At 52.4% G+C, this 17,560-nt stretch carries 18 protein-coding genes; 10 read left to right on the top strand and 8 right to left on the bottom strand.

All coding sequences use genetic code 11. The features are described 5' to 3' along the window. The first annotated feature begins 21 nt into the window (after positions 1–21). Positions 22–291, top strand: coding sequence for a hypothetical protein (locus NT239_15325; protein XGA71111.1), 270 nt, complete (start codon positions 22–24; stop codon positions 289–291). Here the strand turns inward: NT239_15325 and NT239_15320 are convergent. The 4 genes from NT239_15320 to NT239_15305 all read right to left on the bottom strand — a co-directional run bounded on the left by NT239_15320 (position 260) and on the right by NT239_15305 (position 3,408). Then, a complete protein-coding gene (locus NT239_15320; protein XGA71110.1) occupies positions 260–922 on the bottom strand; it encodes a 3'-5' exonuclease domain-containing protein 2 in 663 nt (220 codons plus the stop codon). The genes NT239_15325 and NT239_15320 overlap by 32 nt on opposite strands. A 100-nt stretch (positions 923–1,022) precedes the next feature. After that, complete coding sequence (locus tag NT239_15315; protein XGA71109.1) at positions 1,023–2,000, bottom strand: sulfite exporter TauE/SafE family protein; 978 nt, start codon at positions 1,998–2,000, stop codon at positions 1,023–1,025. 127 nt (positions 2,001–2,127) lie between these two features. Continuing rightward, entirely contained in the window at positions 2,128–3,081 is a 954-nt protein-coding gene (locus tag NT239_15310; GenBank protein ID XGA71108.1) for an ankyrin repeat domain-containing protein, read from the bottom strand. A 105-nt stretch (positions 3,082–3,186) separates the two neighbouring features. Then, positions 3,187–3,408, bottom strand: a complete 222-nt coding sequence (locus NT239_15305) for a DUF1289 domain-containing protein (protein XGA71107.1) — start codon at positions 3,406–3,408, stop codon at positions 3,187–3,189. A 116-nt stretch (positions 3,409–3,524) separates the two neighbouring features. On the opposite strand from NT239_15305, the gene NT239_15300 reads away from it, so the two are divergent. Continuing rightward, positions 3,525–4,355: a UDP-2,3-diacylglucosamine diphosphatase gene (locus tag NT239_15300; GenBank protein XGA71106.1), complete on the top strand. Its 831-nt coding sequence runs from the start codon at positions 3,525–3,527 to the stop codon at positions 4,353–4,355. After that, positions 4,352–5,410, top strand: coding sequence for a glycosyltransferase family 1 protein (locus NT239_15295; GenBank protein ID XGA71105.1), 1,059 nt, complete (start codon positions 4,352–4,354; stop codon positions 5,408–5,410). Before NT239_15300 ends, NT239_15295 begins: the two co-directional genes overlap by 4 nt. Before the next feature lie 190 nt (positions 5,411–5,600). Here NT239_15295 and NT239_15290 read toward each other — a convergent pair whose 3' ends face one another. Next, positions 5,601–7,922, bottom strand: a complete 2,322-nt coding sequence (locus tag NT239_15290) for an extracellular solute-binding protein (protein ID XGA71104.1) — start codon at positions 7,920–7,922, stop codon at positions 5,601–5,603. A 215-nt stretch (positions 7,923–8,137) separates the two neighbouring features. Here NT239_15290 and NT239_15285 point away from each other — a divergent pair, with 215 nt between their 5' ends. Further along, the gene (locus NT239_15285) at positions 8,138–8,938 is read left to right on the top strand and encodes a zinc-dependent peptidase (protein XGA71103.1); all 801 of its coding nucleotides are present in this window, start codon (positions 8,138–8,140) and stop codon (positions 8,936–8,938) included. After that, positions 8,916–9,710, top strand: a complete 795-nt coding sequence (locus tag NT239_15280) for a class I SAM-dependent methyltransferase (GenBank protein ID XGA71102.1) — start codon at positions 8,916–8,918, stop codon at positions 9,708–9,710. Before NT239_15285 ends, NT239_15280 begins: the two co-directional genes overlap by 23 nt. Positions 9,711–9,727: 17 nt before the next feature. Here NT239_15280 and NT239_15275 read toward each other — a convergent pair whose 3' ends face one another. Continuing rightward, on the bottom strand, positions 9,728–10,273 hold the full coding sequence (locus NT239_15275) for a DUF2799 domain-containing protein (GenBank protein ID XGA71101.1): 546 nt from the start codon (positions 10,271–10,273) through the stop codon (positions 9,728–9,730). Positions 10,274–10,459: 186 nt separating this feature from the next. Here NT239_15275 and NT239_15270 point away from each other — a divergent pair, with 186 nt between their 5' ends. From NT239_15270 to NT239_15260, 3 genes are all read left to right on the top strand, one after another. Beyond that, the gene (locus tag NT239_15270; GenBank protein ID XGA71100.1) at positions 10,460–11,023 is read left to right on the top strand and encodes an isochorismatase family protein; all 564 of its coding nucleotides are present in this window, start codon (positions 10,460–10,462) and stop codon (positions 11,021–11,023) included. Between the two features lie 179 nt (positions 11,024–11,202). Then, a complete protein-coding gene (locus NT239_15265) occupies positions 11,203–12,111 on the top strand; it encodes an EamA family transporter (protein ID XGA71099.1) in 909 nt (302 codons plus the stop codon). Next, a complete protein-coding gene (locus NT239_15260) occupies positions 12,104–13,057 on the top strand; it encodes a helix-turn-helix domain-containing protein (GenBank protein XGA71098.1) in 954 nt (317 codons plus the stop codon). Before NT239_15265 ends, NT239_15260 begins: the two co-directional genes overlap by 8 nt. Before the next feature lie 36 nt (positions 13,058–13,093). Here NT239_15260 and NT239_15255 read toward each other — a convergent pair whose 3' ends face one another. Together NT239_15255 and NT239_15250 are read right to left on the bottom strand one after the other, a co-directional pair. Next, entirely contained in the window at positions 13,094–13,567 is a 474-nt protein-coding gene (locus tag NT239_15255; GenBank protein ID XGA71097.1) for an LEA type 2 family protein, read from the bottom strand. Next, positions 13,560–13,979 carry an acyl-CoA thioesterase gene (locus NT239_15250; protein ID XGA71096.1) on the bottom strand — a complete coding sequence of 140 codons (420 nt, stop codon included), beginning with the start codon at positions 13,977–13,979 and terminating at the stop codon, positions 13,560–13,562. The genes NT239_15255 and NT239_15250 overlap by 8 nt, the downstream gene beginning before the upstream one ends. A 145-nt stretch (positions 13,980–14,124) precedes the next feature. Here NT239_15250 and NT239_15245 point away from each other — a divergent pair, with 145 nt between their 5' ends. Both NT239_15245 and mutY read left to right on the top strand, forming a co-directional pair. After that, positions 14,125–16,467 (top strand): AsmA family protein, encoded by a 2,343-nt coding sequence (locus NT239_15245; GenBank protein XGA71095.1) that lies wholly within the window; start codon positions 14,125–14,127, stop codon positions 16,465–16,467. Next, positions 16,464–17,492 carry an A/G-specific adenine glycosylase gene (mutY, locus tag NT239_15240; GenBank protein ID XGA71094.1) on the top strand — a complete coding sequence of 343 codons (1,029 nt, stop codon included), beginning with the start codon at positions 16,464–16,466 and terminating at the stop codon, positions 17,490–17,492. The genes NT239_15245 and mutY overlap by 4 nt, the downstream gene beginning before the upstream one ends. Positions 17,493–17,560 lie beyond the last annotated feature (68 nt).

Genomic DNA, 17,560 nt, shown 5'->3' with positions numbered 1-17,560 from the left:
ATATCTAATAATAATGGCGCAATGAATAAGCCATTTGCTCACCTCACGCTCACTTGCCACGCGAAAAAAAGCTGCGCGCCGTGCGATTGCTCGGATGCAGAAATCGCAATTCGGCACTACGCCAGCCCCAAGCAGCAACTCGCTGCGATGAATACAGCGCAACGTGAATGGTGTTATGCAGAAATTACGCGCTTTATGCCTAATGAATCGCTAAGTTCTCTAGCTGCACTGGCCGATGATGAACTAGCGCGGATGGTGCTTAAGGCGTGGCGGTTTTCGGTGCGCTTTTAATGGCACGGCTCAGGTAATGTATCGGCAATTGCTCAGCAGGCAAGTTCAGCGCGTGCAAGACTTTCAGCGCCGCATAAGCGTCGTTCGCGGCGTACAAGAGTTGATTATCCTGTAAGCGCGCTTGCGCCCAATTCGACATCGTCACCTTTTTTGATTTAGTGATTTTCTGCTGCAACACTACCGCCACTGCGCCTTTTACGCCCAGCGTTTGGGTAAAGCCTTGGCGGCGGAAAATGGCGTTCAAATCAAGCACTGCGTCGATCTGAATGCCAAAATTACGCGCGATGTCGGCGCGATCTGATTCCAAGCCAAAACCGACTTTGACAATCTCGCGACTGGCCAAAATAGCTTCGAGCAATGCTTTGGTTTCAGGCCGAAAAGCTTGCAATAAATAAGCGTGATTGTCGGTCGTCAATTGCAATAAATGCGGCCCGCGCGATAGCTCGCCAATGCGAAACACCGGACGAGACTCGGTATCAAAGCCAATAAAACGCTGGTGCGATAAATCGGCTAAAGCGGCGTCAAATTCAGCAGAGCTGCTGGGCACCGAGATCTTCGCCAAACTCAAACCAGCAAACGGCGGGAATAGCGCGATTTCTTCTTTATTCGGTGGATAGCGGCGTTCTGGCATTCGGTGGCTGACCTGACAAAACACCAGTATATCGGCTTTGTAGCTGGGAATATGAAAAAAGGCGCGATAGCGATCGCGCCTTTGCAGCAATACTGCTTATTTATGCCAAGGCTTGGAACAGATTGTAAGCGCTTAGCAAAGTAATCAAGCCGCCGACGATCCACAGCAAAGTGCGGGCATTCAGCTTGTGGCACAACCATGCGGCGAACGGCGCAGCAAAGAGACCGCCGACGATCAGGCCAGCAACTAAAATCCAGTGCTCCATTTCGGCCCATAGCAAAAATGCGCCAGCGGTCGAGAACGCGATAAAGAATTCTGCGGCGTTGACCGAACCGATGGTTTTACGCGGATCGTTACCGCGGCCGACCAAGGTTGACGTCACCACCGGGCCCCAACCACCGCCGCCAACTGCGTCGACAAAACCACCGAACAAGGCCAAAGGAGCAACGTGCTTTACTTCGCTTGAGCTTGGTTTCGGATGTGTGGCCAGCCATGCTTTGCGCAAGATATACAGGCCCATAATCAGCAAATACGCTGCGACGTACGGTTTGATCGCCTTGCCATCAACGTGCGTTAATAAAAACGCCCCCGTTACCCCGCCAATCACGCCGGGAATGACCAAGCGTTTAAATAGCGCTTTATCCACATTGCCAAACTTTAAATGCGATAAACCCGAAAAGCCGGTGGTGAACACTTCGGCGACGTGCACCGCAGCCGATGCGGCAGCGGGACTAGCGCCGACGCCAATTAAAAAGGTGTTCGAGCTAATACCGTAAGCCATACCGAGCGCGCCATCAATCGCTTGCGCGGCAAAACCAACGGCCACCGCGGCCCAGAAGGCCGGCGATGTTAGAACACGTTCAACGCCGGCCAATACGCTTTGGTGCGCCGGCAAATCGACGTTTTGTAACGCAAAAGCCACCATCGCAAAAACAATCAACGAAGCCAAACCGATATAGCGTTTGCGCTGCCAAAAGCGGCGCTCGCTGCCGATTGCGGTGTCGAGGGGTGGAATACCGATGGCTTGGTGTTCGCGATTTTCGGGGCTATCGCTTAAATCGGGGTGGCGGATTTTCATATGTACGCATTATTTTTATGAATGCGCGCAGTATAGGGCCAAATATTATTACACCAAAGCTCATTCAGTTAACTCGATAGCACAATTAGTTCTAAAAAACTGAGCATCTTTAACTGTTACTTAGCCCCTAACTCCAATCGATTAATGGCTGGAAAACAATCTCGCGATTTTGCAAAACCTGCAATTTTCGGCGGGGCATAGCACTACTCAATAATTGGGCCATGCGCGTTTTATTTGCGGGGACTAAATCTAACGCCGTCTGACCCGCCGGGGTACGCAACCCTGCATCAGCCCCAGCCTGCAATAGACTCACCACGATTGCATCGTGGCCATTGGCCGCAGCCTGATGCAAAGCACTGCGGCCATCATGGCGAATTTGATCAAGATCGGCACCAAAACTGATTAGCTCAGCAACCACCGCTAAATGGCCTGCCGCGGCAGCTAAAATCAGCGCGGTATTACCACGCAGACTACGTGCATCTAGATCAGCCCCAACAGCCAGTAAGGCAAGCACCACATCGTGATGCCCTTGCAAGGCAGCTAAATGCAAGGCTTGGTGGCCATCGGTATCACGAGCGGATAGGTTTTGCCCTCTGGCCAATAGCTCGCGCACTTTCAATAAGCGGCCGGCAAAACTGGCCTGCATTAAGGCCGTCCATTCTTCGTGATGATAGCTTTGGGGCACGATGCTATCGGGATCCGGCACATACCCACGCACTGTATTGTTAGCTAAATCAATATTGGCATTGGTCGCAAAAGCATACCCTGCTTGATTAGGTAAATCAGCTAGCTCGCGTTCGGCAACCCATACATCAGTGCTGTGAATCTGGGTCAGTAGCTCACCGTAAACAATCGAAAGTCGCATTACTTCACGCACGACTTCAGGTGAATTGGCTAATTGGCGATAACGCGGATCGGCCTGCTCGTCCAAGACCAGCGCATTGAGTAAATCCTCTTGCAGGCGCGCCTGACCCCAATGCTGGGCAATGTAGTCTGCGGCGGCTGGAAATTGCCGGATTAATTCGGTAGGAATTAGATCTGCACGGTCAATTGCGCGCAGTTGTTGGCTTAATAAGTGCATGGCAGCGTCCAAACATCAATCTGGCTTTAGCTTACCGTGCACCTAGGTTTACTACCGTCAAGAAATACCACGTTGTCATGGTAATTTTACATCTAAAACAATCGCTTAACCGCGTTTATCCCGCGCAAGCCATGGTGGAGGTAAACCACGGGTTGCCCAATGTTGCTCTAACCTTTGCCAAATTGCTTCTTTTTGATCGGCAGGCAAGGCCACCCACATCGCCACCTCTTGTACGGTGCGACCGCAGCCACGGCAAATATCGTCTCCCACCGCGGTCGAACACACGGCAATGCAAGGAGAGTCGGGGCGATTATTGTTAGCAGACATTCTTACCTCAGCAATCACGCGCCATCGCTAGCACGTCATATTTCGTTCATATATTGGTCGCACTACTGTCATCTGGCAGCGGCAAGATGGATTCACACCCACACCGGAGTGCGAATATGGCCAATGAATTACGTTTTCGTAGTATCTGGATTTCTGACGTTCACCTAGGCACTTCAGGCTGCCAAGCCGCTTATTTACTCGACTTTCTCAAGCACACCGAATGTGATCATCTGTATCTGGTCGGCGACATTATCGACGGCTGGGCTTTAAAAAGAAACTGGTACTGGCAGCAAAGTCATAACGACGTGATTCAAAAAGTGTTGCGTAAAGCACGCAAAGGCACACAAGTTACGTTTATTCCCGGCAATCACGACGAAGCCGCCCGTCAGTTTATTGGCTTGATGTTTGGCGAAATCAAAATTGAAGACGAAGTCATCCATACCGCGGCGAACGGCAAACGCTATTTAGTACTGCATGGCGATCAATTTGATGGCGTCGTGCAATGTGCCAAATGGCTGGCGATTGTCGGCGATCGGGCGTATGGCATCACGCTCAAACTCAATCACTGGTTTAACCGCGCCCGCGCTCGCATGGGCTTGGGCTACTGGTCGCTATCGCAATACCTCAAACACAAAGTCAAAAAGGCCGTCAATTTCGTCACCAATTTTGAAGAAGCGGTGGCGGCTGAAGCCAAAAATCGCGGCCTTGATGGCGTGATCTGCGGCCACATCCATAAAGCGGAAATGCGCGAAATCAATGGCGTGATGTATTGCAACGACGGCGATTGGGTTGAAAGTTTATCCGCCTTGGTCGAATTGCCCAATGGCGAATTAAAAATTATCACGTGGCAAAAGCTTTACGGTGAGCAGGCGGAGCAAATTTCTGCCCTATTACCGAGCCCATCTTTAAATCCTGTAATTCAATTGAACAAAGGAAATGCGGCATGAAGATTTTGATCGTTACCGATGCGTGGGAGCCCCAAGTCAATGGCGTGGTGCGTACCCTCAAACAAACGCGCGCCGAGTTGCAAAAAATGGGGCATATCGTTGATTTGCTAACGCCACTGGAATTTAAAACCGTTCCCTGCCCGACTTACCCCGATATTCGCCTCTCGATTTTCCCCGGCAGCAAAGTGAATCAACGCATTCGTGATTTCGCGCCCGACGCAATTCACATCGCAACCGAAGGCCCATTGGGTCTGGCCGCGCGCAAGTATTGCTTAAAAAATAAACTCCCGTACACCACTGCGTACCACTCGCGCTTTCCGGAGTATGTGCAGCTACGCTTTGGTATTCCTTTATCGTGGACCTATGCCTGGCTGAGGCGCTTTCATAATTCGGCGCAAGCAGTGATGGCGCCAACGCGCGTGGTGGTAGAAGACCTTGAAAAACGTGGCATTACAAACGTCGTACTGTGGTCACGCGGCGTGGATTTAGATATCTTTAAACCGGGCCGCCGCGATAAATTGGCGTCGCGTTCGCCGATTTTTGTGTATGTCGGCCGCGTAGCGGTTGAGAAAAACGTCCAAGCTTTTTTAGAGCTGGATTTACCCGGTAGCAAATGGGTGGTCGGCGATGGCCCCGCTGCAGCCAGCTTAAAAGCACAATACGGCAATATGCCCAATATTCACTGGTTAGGCGTGCTCAATCAAAGCGAACTGGCTGAAGTGTATAGCAGCGCCGACGTGTTTGTTTTCCCGAGCAAAACAGATACCTTTGGCCTAGTATTGCTCGAAGCAATGGCCTGCGGTTGCCCTGTAGCCGCATACCCCGTTACCGGCCCGATTGATGTGATTGGCAGCGATGGCCCGGGCTCATTGCATGAAGACTTGCACGAAGCATGCATGGGCGCACTGCAAATTGATCGCGACGAAGTTCGCCGCTTTGCCGAGAAATACTCTTGGGCGGCAGCGAGCCGCCAATTTGCTTCGCACCTGCACCCATTCACCGCCCAAGCACAACAAGAACTGCGTTTGGCTGAGCAAGGTGCCGGTGGCGAATAAATGCGCCAGCAGTAAAAAAGGCGGCCTAGCCGTAATGCCTTTCACTTGAGCCGTTCATGGTGAGCTTGTCGAACCATGAATGGCGTGCATAACAGACAAAATGGTCATTTACCCTTAGCCAAGCTCAGGGCGAACGGCCATTTATTTGCTGAAGTGAACGGCATTACGGCATAGCCGCCTCTCCTAACACTTATCGCGAGCGCCGCGCCGCTTCAGCAAAGCGTTTGGCCGCGTCTTGCGGAGTCATGCTGTCGTTGCGCCAGAAGGCTTCAACAATCTCAAACCACGCCATCCGCACCTCGTCTTGCACCGCCATATTATGCGCCCACGACGGCACCAGCACGCCTTTGCTCGCGGCTCCCGAGAAATCTCGCGCCGATTGTTTGGCGTAATCGTCATAGCGCGCCAAGTTCACGTCGGTACGCGCTGGAATATTGCCTTTGTGCAAATTGAATACTTCCTGCCCTTCTTGGCTCATCAGCAAGCTAACAAAATCGCGCTGCGCAGCGATGGCTTTAGGCTCGGTTAGTTTGAACATCGTTAGCGTATCGGCAGCAAAGCTGTATTCACCATTGAGCGTTGGCGATGGCACGCACAGATAATCCACGCCTTGCTGTTTACCCGCTTGCACAAATTCGCCTTTCGACCAATCGCCCATAATCTGCAAAGCTGCGCGACCATTCACGACGTCAGCGGTAGCCAGATTCCAATCGCGGCCGGTTTTGTCGGGCGTGCAATACGGCTTCATGCGGCGCAGCGTTTCCAAGGCGCGAATCATTGCCGGGCCAGTGAGTGCTGATGGATCGAGCTTGCTAAAGGCTTTTACATAAAAATCAGCCCCGCCCTGCCCCAAAGCCAAAGCTTCAAAAATCGTCGCGATTTGCCAATGCTGCTCACCGATAGCGATCAGCGGAATACCTGCTTGCTTAAAGCGATCGCCAACGGCAAAAAAATCATCCCAGGTTTTGGGCACATTAAGACCAATGCGTTTAAACATCGCCGCATTAATCCACATCATATTGACGCGGGCCACGCCAAGCGGCACAGCTACGTATTTACCATCGGCCTGCATCATTTTATCGAGCACAGCTGGCAATAAATTAGACCAATTTTCGCCGCGTGCAATATCGCTTAGATCAGCCAACACGCCATCGCGCGCCCAGTTTTGGATTTTCACGCCGCCAATGGCCGCAGCAGTCGGCGGATGGCCAGCCATCACGCGCTGTTTCAGCGAGCCCATCGGGTTATCACCGCCGATCTGCGCGTCAACCCAGTGGTGATCGCGCTGATTGAGTAAAGCTTTAATTTCAGAAACGGCTTTGGCTTCACTCGCCGCCTGCCACCAGTGCAGCACTTCAATATCGGCCAATTTATAGCTGCCGACGATTTGCAATAAACGCTTGGCTCTATCATCGAGTGAAACCAAAGTTTTGCTCGCCTGCTGCAAGGCCGAATCGGTCGCCATCGTCATTACATTAATTTGTTCGGCCGAAGTCGCCATCGACATCGCAGCAGATGATTGCTCGGTAGTTGAATCGGCAATTTGCCTCACCAAGCTCACCACATGATCCATGCGTTCGCGAATTTCTAGCATATGCGTGCGCGCATCGTCGGCCAAGGTGACGCTTTGGCCAACACGGCTTGATGTGCTCGACATATTGCTAACGGCGCGTTCGGTCTCGATCCCCACCGATTCAATTTTGCGCGCGATTTCAACCGTCGCTTGTGAGGTTCGTTCAGCGAGTTTTCGCACCTCGTCGGCCACCACGGCAAAACCACGCCCTTGCTCTCCGGCGCGCGCCGCTTCAATCGCTGCGTTCAATGCCAGCAAATTAGTTTGATCAGCAATATCTTTAATCACGCCAATAATGCTGCTAATTTCCACCGAACGTTCGCCCAAGCCATCCATGGTTTTACCCAGCGAAACCATCGCGCTCGAAACTTGCCCCACTTCTTCTGACACGCGTTGCACCGCATCGGCGCTATCGCCAGAAATGCGCTGCGTTTCGCCAACCACGCTATCCATGTCGCGTGCACTATCGGCAATATGATTAATGCTGACGGTGATTTCTTCGACCGTCGCCGCGGACGAGGCGGCAAAATCAGATTGGCTGCGCGTATCGCGCGCCATTTGCGTCGTGACGGCGCTTAATTCATGCAGGCTAATCGCCAAGCCTTCCATTTCACGCTGCACATCGCGCAGCACGTTTTGAAATTTGGCGACAAATAAATTATAAGCGCGGGCAATATCACCCACTTCGCCGCTACTGACTGGCAAGCGCAAAGTCAGATCGCCATGCTCGCCCGCCTGATGTGCAATCGCGGAACTCATCGCCGCCAATTGTCCAATCGACTTGCGAGTTGCTAAATACAGCGCGGCGATCAGCGCCAATAAACCTATCGCCAACACCGCAAAACCCACGCCACTGAGTTGGCCTGCGAACATTAAGGCCAGCGCAGTCGCCAAGTAAATTGCGCAGGCTATCGATACAATGCGAGCTTGTAGAGACATCTTCATCACCCAAACTTGTAATAATTTTGAAATACAGGATTAACCTAATAGCGCCCTAAAATTAGAATAAACTAATCCAATCGCTTAAAGCTTACTTAATCAGGCTTTGTTGTATTTTTAGTGCAAGCCCAGCCTGACATCTGTTCGCGCGGTGAGTTGAAATTTCAGCCTACAACATCCATGTGAAATACAGACTATTGCGCAAGCGAGCCCTTATGCTGCAAACCATGCAAAACCTGTACCGCCGTTGGTGGCTAAAAAAGCACCCGATTAACGACGATTTATGGCTGCCTTTAACAACGATGCCGATCTTGCGCGGCTTGAATACGGAAGAACTTGAAAGGCTAAAAGAGCTGGCTGCGTGGTTTTTGCACACCAAGGCCATCAGCCCAGTGCAAGGCATTGAATTTAGCGACCCGATGCGCGTCGTGTTGGCGATTCAAGCGGTGCTGCCGATTCTGAATTTGGGCTTTGACGCGTACGACGATTGGCAAGAAATCATCATTTATCCGAGCCAGTTTGTCAGCAAAACGCATAAGCGCGATCACTATGGTTTTGTGCACGAGGGCGAGCAAGTGCTGGCCGGCCAAGCGCGTAGCGACGGCCCAGTTTTGCTATCGTGGCACGATGTGATGGAAGCGCCGTGGCAGGATGGCTTTAATGTCGTGATCCACGAATTGGCGCATAAACTCGATATGCGCAACGGTTTTCCGAACGGCAACCCGCCGCTGCATTACGGCATGAATCAAAACCACTGGCAGGCCGCGTTTAGCCATGCCTTTATCGATTTGCAGCAAAAAGCGCGCAATGGCGAATACAGCGCGGTCGATTTATACGCCGCCACCGACGCGGCCGAATGCTTTGCCGTTTGCAGCGAAATGTTCTTTGAAGACCCGCACACACTGAACGACAGCTACCCTGCGGTGTATCAGCAGCTCAAACTCTTTTACCGCCAAGACCCCATTCGCCGGCTTCCTCGTGTAGGCTACGGGTTTGCAGACACAGTTATTCATTAAGATGATCGGTTTAATCAGCACCCATACCCCCACCGAGCTTTGCCAGCTAGCCCAATCACTAGGCTTGCCACTGTGGGATACCCCACCGGAAGATGCAACGCACTATTTGGCTTGGGTCGACGAGCATCTTGAATTACGCTCGCTCAGCGAAAAAGCGGCGGTATGGGTGGATTTTATCGGCGGCGCCGCAGCGCATCGCAGGCAATTTGGCGGCGGCCGCGGCCAGCCCGTCGCCAAAGCGGTCGGGATTAAAAGCGGCTACACGCCGCGCGTGCTCGACGCGACTGCCGGCCTTGGACGCGACGCATTTGTCTTGGCGAGTTTGGGTTGCGAAATGACGCTAATCGAACGTACCCCAGTGGCGTATTTACTGCTAAAAGACGGGCTAGAACGCGCGCAGCAAGATACCCAAGTTGCCGATATCGCCAATCGGATGCAGCTGCATTTTGGCGACGGCCGCGCGTGGCTCGCCGAGCGCGCCGCAGGCGCTGGCCCCTTGGCCGCGCAAGAGTTCGACGTCGTTTATCTTGACCCGATGTTCCCCGAGCCGGGCAAGCGCGCGAAATCGAAAAAAGAAATGGCTGCATTTCAAACGCTAATCGGCGGCGATGAAGATGCCGACGCGCTGCTCGCGCCAGCGCGGCAAATCGCACTCAAACGCATCACCGTAAAACGCCCCCGCCACGCCCCGCACTTGGCGGGCGTCAAACCCGATTTTGCGCTGGAAGGTGAAAGCACGCGCTTTGATGGTTATTTGCCGATCAAAGTCTAAGCTTCTCGCATTTGTAACTAGCGATCAAGCTGACTGCGCAGCCGTTTGATCTGGCGGTAAGTATCTTCCTGCTCGTCCCCCACGCGATTGAGCTGGCGCAGCAATTTGCGGCGCTCGTCTTCTTTGTCGGCCTTGATCAATTGTTCTTCCAGCGTTTTGCGCTCTTTATGTAGGCGCTCCAGCCGAGATTCTTGCTCGCGAATATCGCGCTCGATGCGATAAAAATCGTAGCCGCGCTGGTATTCGCGTAAAAAGCCCGCTTGCAGGTGCGGAGCGCAAACATTGCCGTAATTGCCACCGGCACGCCCGACGCGGTAGCCATTTTCTGGCGTGCAGTAGCTAAGCAAACCTTGCTCATGCCCGCGCTGATACGAGACCAAGCCCGCCGTTACGCCGTACTCGCTGCAGGCTTTGGCATATTCGGCAATCTGGCTGGCCTCGCCCTGCTGACCATCGCGCAAGCCGGCGCCGTACCAATCACCGAGTTTGCATTCGGATTCGCTCATTGCTGCGCAGCCACTTAACACAACACTGGCTACGAGTAAGCTCAACATCGTTTTCATCGCTACGCCCCTAAAACTATGGATGAAGCCAGCATAAATGAGCGAAGCTGAAGCGCTGCTGAATCAAACTCAAGCCTTTTTTCAATTAAATGTCTTAATATGTCCTATCGAATGTCGAAATCTAGCCTTATGCCAATTTAAAACTAAGTAGATACTGCATACATCCAAGCCAAAATGAATACCAAAATGTCCGCAGCACTACTTGTAATAGATGTACAGCAATCGTTTGAGCATCGCCCGTATTGGGATACGCACGATCTACCGGAGTTTTCGCGCAGACTGAATCAGTTGATCGCGGGCTGCGAAGCGGCGGGGATTCCGGTGGTCAATATCTTGCACGCCGATAACGATGATGTGTTTCGTAAAGATAGTGGCTGGGTCAAGCCGATGGCTTTTTTGCGCCACACGCCAATGGCGACGTTTGAAAAGCATGTGCACAATGCGCTGACCGAATCGGGTTTGTTGCAATGGCTGAACGAGCGCAATATTCGGCATTTGATCATCAGCGGCATCCGGACCGAACAATGCTGCGAAACCACCACCCGGGTGGCGTCTGATTTGGGCTTTACGGTCGATTTTGTTAGCGAGGCAACGCTGACCTTTGCGATGACGCACGCCAATGGTACGGTGTATAGCGCGGCCGAGATTAAAGCGCGGACCGAGCTGGTATTGGCGGGACGTTTTGCGCGGATTTGCAGCGTGGCGCAAGTATTGGCGGATTTGAAAAAACCTGAGGTGGCTCATGCTTGAAATGAAAAACACATGCGAGCGCTGCGGCGCCTCGCTGGGTGAACAAGATCGGGCGTATATTTGCTCATTCGAGTGCACTTTTTGTCCGCATTGCAGCGAGCAGCAGCTCAAGCATACCTGCCCTAATTGCCAAGGCGAATTGGTTTTGCGACCTCGCCGGCAGCCGAAGGAGCCGCGCCATGCCTTTACGTGATTTGCTGCTCGCCTTGGTGGTGGTCAGCACCTGGGGCTTTAATTTTGTCGTGATTCAATGGGGATTGCACGGCCTACCGCCGCTGTTGCTCGGTGCGCTGCGCTTTTTGCTGGTGGCGCTGCCTGCGATTTTCTTTATCCCGCGCCCTGCGCTTGCGGCCAAATACTGGTTGGCCTACGGCGTGGTGTGGGGCGTGGGGCAATTTGGCTTTTTATTTACCGCGATGAAATTGGGCATGCCAGCGGGTCTGGCCTCAGTAGTGTTGCAATCGCAGGCGTTTTTTACGCTGCTGTTTGCGCTGCTGTTTTTGCGCGAAACGTGGCGCTGGTATCAATTGGCGGGGCTGATCGTCGCGGCGGCGGGCTTGGCTATCATTGCCAGCTCGCACGGTAAGGGATTGAGCGGCTCGGCAATGAGCTTGATTGGTTTTAGTTTTACACTGTGCGGCGCGGCGGGTTGGGCTTTGGGCAATGTATTGATTCGCCATATGGCCAAGTCGGGCATTGTCTTCAAAGCCAGTCACCTAATCATCTGGGCGGCATTACCCCCACTGGCTATCTTTAGCATGCTGACGCTCGCGATCGACGGCCCGGCAGTGGTCAGCGCCGCCCTGCTCAATATTTCGCTGCAGTCGATTTTGGCCGTGCTGTATTTGGCGCTAATCGCGACGATTTTGGCGACGTCGATCTGGAACGATTTATTGCAGCGCCATTCGGCCAATCTAGTCGCGCCGTTTAGCTTGCTGGTGCCGTGGTTTGGTTTAGCGTCGTCGGCCCTATTTTTAGATGAAAAATTATTGCCCATGCAATGGCTGGGCGCCTTGATCTTGATGCTGGGCTTGGTGCTGAATGTATTTGGCGCACGAATTAGCGTTGGAAAGTTGAAATATGCGTGACGTCTATTTTGTATTGAGCCCGCACTTTATGCTGCTCGACTTAGCGGGGCCGGCTGAAGTGCTGCAAATCGCGCGCGAGCACGGTGCTGATTTGCGCTTGCATATGATCGCGCCAGTGCCCGATTTGGTGTCGTCAATCGGCCTGCGCCAGCATCAGCTCGCGCCACTGCCGTGCCCAATCCCAGCGGGTGCGTTGGTGATGCTGATCGGGGTGCAAAACTCGAAAGACAATTTGCAACTACCCGAGGCGCAAACCATCGTCGCTTGGCTGCGCGCGCAGTTTGATGCCCAGCAACACCAGCTGGCATGTATTTGTTCGGGAACGATGATCGCCGCGCAAGCGGGCCTGTTAAAAGATCGCCATTGCACGACGCATCACGAGCTGATTGAGCGGCTGCGCAATACCGAGCCCAAGGCGCAGATTGCCGAAAACCGCTTATTCGTCGAAGACGGCCCGATTGCCACCAGTGCGGGCATTACGGCGGGGATTGATTTGGCGCTGCATATGGTTGCGCGTGACTATGGCCCTGCGATGGCACAAAGCATCGCGCGTGAGATGGTCGTTTGGCTACGGCGTAGCGGTAACGATCCGCAATTATCGGCGTGGCTGGCGCATCGCAATCACATTCACCCGCTGGTGCATAAGGCGCAAGATTTAATCAGCCAGCACTTGAGCGAGCGCCAAACACTCTCCGAGCTGGCCTCACAGGTACACACCACGCCACGCACATTAAGCCGCTTGTTTTTGCAACACGCGGGCTTAACGCCGCATGATTACCAAAAATCGCTGCGGCTCGCGCAGGCGCAGCAATTATTGCTGAACCCCGATTTAAGTCTGGATGAAGTTGCGCAAGCCGCTGGGTTTTCATCCAGCCGAGATTTTCGTCGTGTGTGGCAACAGCACAGCGGCAAGTTGCCGAGTGAATCCAGGGGTATAACTAGCTAGATCAATCTATAAAATAATCCCAAGACCATACCCGACCTAGTACTTCTGTACACCTTTGGCTTCACCCAAACCATTGAGTTCACCCGTACGTTCAAAAGGCAGGCCGCCGGGAATCAGCGGCGCATACACTTTGCCGCGGATTTTATACGCCAATTTAAGATCGCTACTTTGTAATGCGCCCAATTGCTTAAACACATTACCCAGATTGGTCGTGACATTAAGCTTGACGATTTTTTCGCCCAAGCGCGGCAAAGTCACTTTTTCATTGCTCACGCCTTGTGCAAATTCCCGATTATTTAAATCGACATTCACATTCAGGCCATTGATGGGAATATCGAAATCATTCGGATTGGTGACGCGAAGATTGAGCACAAACTGTTGCTCAAGGAGGCCCAGCTTGGCAATTGAGATACTGGCTAAATTGACTTGCGGCTTTTCAAAATTGGCTGGAATGCTCGAACACCCAGCCAGCACCAGCAACATAAACAGCGCCAAACAACGTTTAAACATTTTTTGCTACCTCTTGCATCAGCGCCAAGCGCTCGCCCAATTCACCTTGTAATAATTGCGCACCCGCTTGCTCAGGGTGGATAACGGCAAATGTCACGTCCGCTTCGGCGACAAGTTTGCCATTATCTTGGCGCAGCACTTGCTGGCGAATGAGCCCATCGCGCTCGTTCAATTGCGCCAAGGCGGTTTTCACTTCCAGCACATCGCCCATCGTGGCGGAGCGTTTATAGCGGATATCGATGCGGCTAATCACCAAGGCCAAGCTGCGCTCGGTAAACCACTCTACACCACCACCTTCTTCGAGCATGCCCCAGCGTGCTTCTTCTAAAAACTCCAGATAACGCGCGTTATTAACATGGCCGTAGAGATCTAAGTGATAGCCGCGCACTTTAATCGTCGTCAAATGAGACATGGCGAAAACCCAACAAGAAAAACGCATCATAAATCGAATTCAGCCTTCTTGCTGACGCCCATTGCTGACAATTTTCACATCGCGCTTTTGTTTAAGTGATTTCTTATGGATAATCGTCCGATTCGCGCGAATAGAAATGCTTTTTATGGATTGGCGACATTCCCGTCCGGTACGGATTTTACTGCTACTGATTTTTACGCTAATCACCCTTGTTGGTGTCTTACCGTATTTTTTATCTTTTGACAGTCTGCGTGAGCAAATTATTGCTCAGGTGCAATCCGATACCCAAAGGACGATGACGATACGCGGTAGTGCCCACGTGGTTCTACTGCCCCGCCCCGCCGTTTTAATTAACGACACCACACTTTCCGAGCCACAAAACCCGACCATTTTTGCGTATGCCAATAGCATTAAAGTGGTATTTCGCCTCTGGCCACTACTTCTTAGCGGCAAACCCGTGGTGCATGCCATTGAGCTAGAACAGCCCGAGCTAAGCATCGTTCGCAATGAGAACGGCACCTATAATTTTGAAGATTTATTACAAGCACGCAGTAATAAAGTTGAAGTTGCGCTCGATAACTTTAGCTTGGTTGATGCCAGCCTCAGCTGGAAAGATGAGTTTCTTGGCGAAACAGTGCATTTGAATCAACTCGAACTGACGATGGATGATTTAACCGACCCGAAAAAAGGCGCCTTATCTCTACAAGGGCAAGTGCTGGTCGGGCAAAAAACCAAAGCTCCGATTTGGCAGGGCGAGCTCTCGGGCGCGGCGGCAATGCGCTACTTAGAAAAGGAACGGATGCTGCGCATCGCTGGGATTGAATTTAATATTCTGCAGCATGGTGATAGCGCCGCAGAATTGCAAATTAAAGACGGTTTATTTAAGGCAACGGGCAATCTGAACTACAGCTGGGATCCACTACGTTTGGCTGGCGGCGATATGAAAATCGCCATGAGTGCCAACCGTGCGGGGCAATTGTGGACCAGCACGCTAGATATTCCAGAGATTAACCTGACCGACACCGCACTTAACCTTAATCGCCTCAAGTTTGATATTGGCATGAAGGATGGGACGAGCGAATTGAGCGCCCATACGCAAATCGCCACCTTGGGCGGTGCGCAACGCAGCCTATTACGGACTGAAAAAGCAGAGATTTCCGTTAAATTTAAAAGCCCTGAACAAAACCTCTCAGCGCAACTCAGCACCCCGATGGAGCTGCACCATGGCTACTTGGCTCGTTTAGCTGCTTATAAATTGAAGGGCAGCTACTCCAACCGCAGCTTACCGCGGGGTGAAATCCGCCTTGCGCTTGATGGACATGGCGAGCTCGATATCCGCAATGAGGTGCTCAGCTTAGAAAGCCGCGGCCATCTCGACGGTGAAACACTGAACTCGCAGGTGAATTTAGAAAACTTTGTCTCCCCCCAATTTCGCGTCAATATCGATTTAGCTAAGCTGGATTTGACCCCCTATCTACCGGTGGTCAAAGCTGGAGCAAAAACCGTTAACCACACTGCACCACTCGATTTATGGTGGCTGCAAAACCTGAATGCAATTGGCTCAATTAAAATTGGCGAGCTGGTGCTGCAAAATCTGTATATCGATGATTTGTCGCTCAAACTGATCGCACGCAATAATCGCATCGTACTTGATCCACTGTCTGCAACGTTATACGAAGGCCGTCTCAATGGCCGAGCTGAAATCGACGCCAGCAAAAAACCTGTGTATTTCCGCCTCGAGCAAACGCTGACCAATATGAACATCAACACGCTACTTACGGACGTGCTTGATACCAGCCGCTTTGAAGGCCGCAGTGATATTAATATTGATGTGGCTGCCGTAGGTAATAAGCTCGACGATTTGCGCCGCACAGCGGGCGGCAATATCCGAATGCGCCTAAATCAAGGGGCGATTCGCGGCATTGATATTCCGGCCTTGCTGCACACCGCCAGTCAGCAAATTAAATTGATGAATGGCGACAACACCCCGATCAGCAATAAAGACGCTCGCACGCAATTCTCGGCGCTGCAAGCCACATGGCAGCTCAAGCACGGCGTGGCAAGCAATAATGATCTGAACGTGAGCGCAGGCATTTTAAAACTCACCGGTGGCGGTGAAGTGAATTTGGGCAATGGCCAGATTGACTACAAAATGAAAGCCAGCGCTAACCCTAATGTGCCTGAACTATCAGGCCTTAAAGGGCTAACACTGCCGATCGCATTTAGTGGAGAAATTGGCGCTCCGACCTACAAAGCGGATTACGCCAGCTTGAAAGAACAAATCTTAGCCAAGCAACAAGCAGAGCAAGAAGCGAAAGAGCGTGCGGCGCAATTGAAAGCCGAGCAAGCACGCGCCAAGGCAGAAGCTGAACGCAAGGCGGTGGAGAAAAAAGCGGCGGCGCAAAAGCAGGCTGCTAAAAAGAAATCGGCACAAAAAATCGCGCCCAAAGCCCCCCCAAAAGCAACGCCAAAGCCAGTTAAAAAATGAGCGACTTCTCCAGCCGTTTAATCGCTTGGCAGCGCGAGCATGGCCGGCACGGTCTGCCATGGCAGGTAGCGGATGCCTACAAAGTGTGGCTGTCTGAAATCATGCTGCAGCAAACGCAGGTAACGACAGTGCTCGATTATTACCCGCGTTTTCTAGACAAATTTCCGACTATTTTTGATCTAGCCGCTGCGCCGCTCGACGATGTACTCGCGCTGTGGAGCGGCCTTGGTTACTACACCCGCGCGCGCAATCTGCATAAATGCGCGCAAGCGGTGGTTGAACAATACAACGGCCGCTTCCCGAGCGATCCTGCGCTCGTTGCCGAACTGCCCGGCATTGGCCGCAGCACCGCCGCGGCGATTACTGCGTTTTCCTATGGCACGCGCGCGGCAATTCTAGATGGCAACGTCAAACGCGTGCTCACCCGTTGGGCTGGTATTGAAGGCTATCCGGGCGTCAAAGCGGTAGAAAACAAGTTATGGGATTTGGCTAATGCATTGCTACCAGAAGCAGGCATCGAAGCGTATACGCAAGGGCTGATGGACTTGGGCGCGACGGTCTGCACGCCGAAAAAGCCTACGTGTCTGACCTGCCCGATGAGCAGCGATTGCCAAGCGCGATTAGCTAATCGCCAAAGCGAATTACCGACGCCCAAGCCGAAAAAAGCCGTACCGGAAAAATCAACGGTCATGCTGATTATCCGCAACGACGCAGGCCAAATCCTGCTCGAAAAACGCCCGCCAAGCGGCATCTGGGGCGGGCTATGGAGTTTGCCCGAGGTGGAAAGCACGCTGGCCGCCAGCGACATCGCCGCGCAAAAACTCGGGCTAAAAATCGAGCTCGATCCAGCCCTGCCCGAGTTTGTGCATGTGTTTACACACTACAAACTCACCATCACGCCACAACCTGCGTTCGCCATTTCAGCGAATGCACTGCACGAATCAGCAGCGCAGTGGTTTGATATTGATGAAGCGCTAGCGGCAGGCATACCAACACCGATCCGAAAAATACTTAGCAGGGTATAAGACTAAAAGATAATTTAGAGATGACCTCTAGCGACATACCCAGCAACATTCTTCCTTCAAGGTCATTT

The organism is Chitinibacter sp. SCUT-21 (assembly GCA_041874755.1).
Classification (GTDB): domain Bacteria; phylum Pseudomonadota; class Gammaproteobacteria; order Burkholderiales; family Chitinibacteraceae; genus Chitinibacter.
The sequence above is the reverse complement of the archived record's forward strand: the minus strand, read 5'-3'. Positions and strand labels throughout refer to the sequence as shown.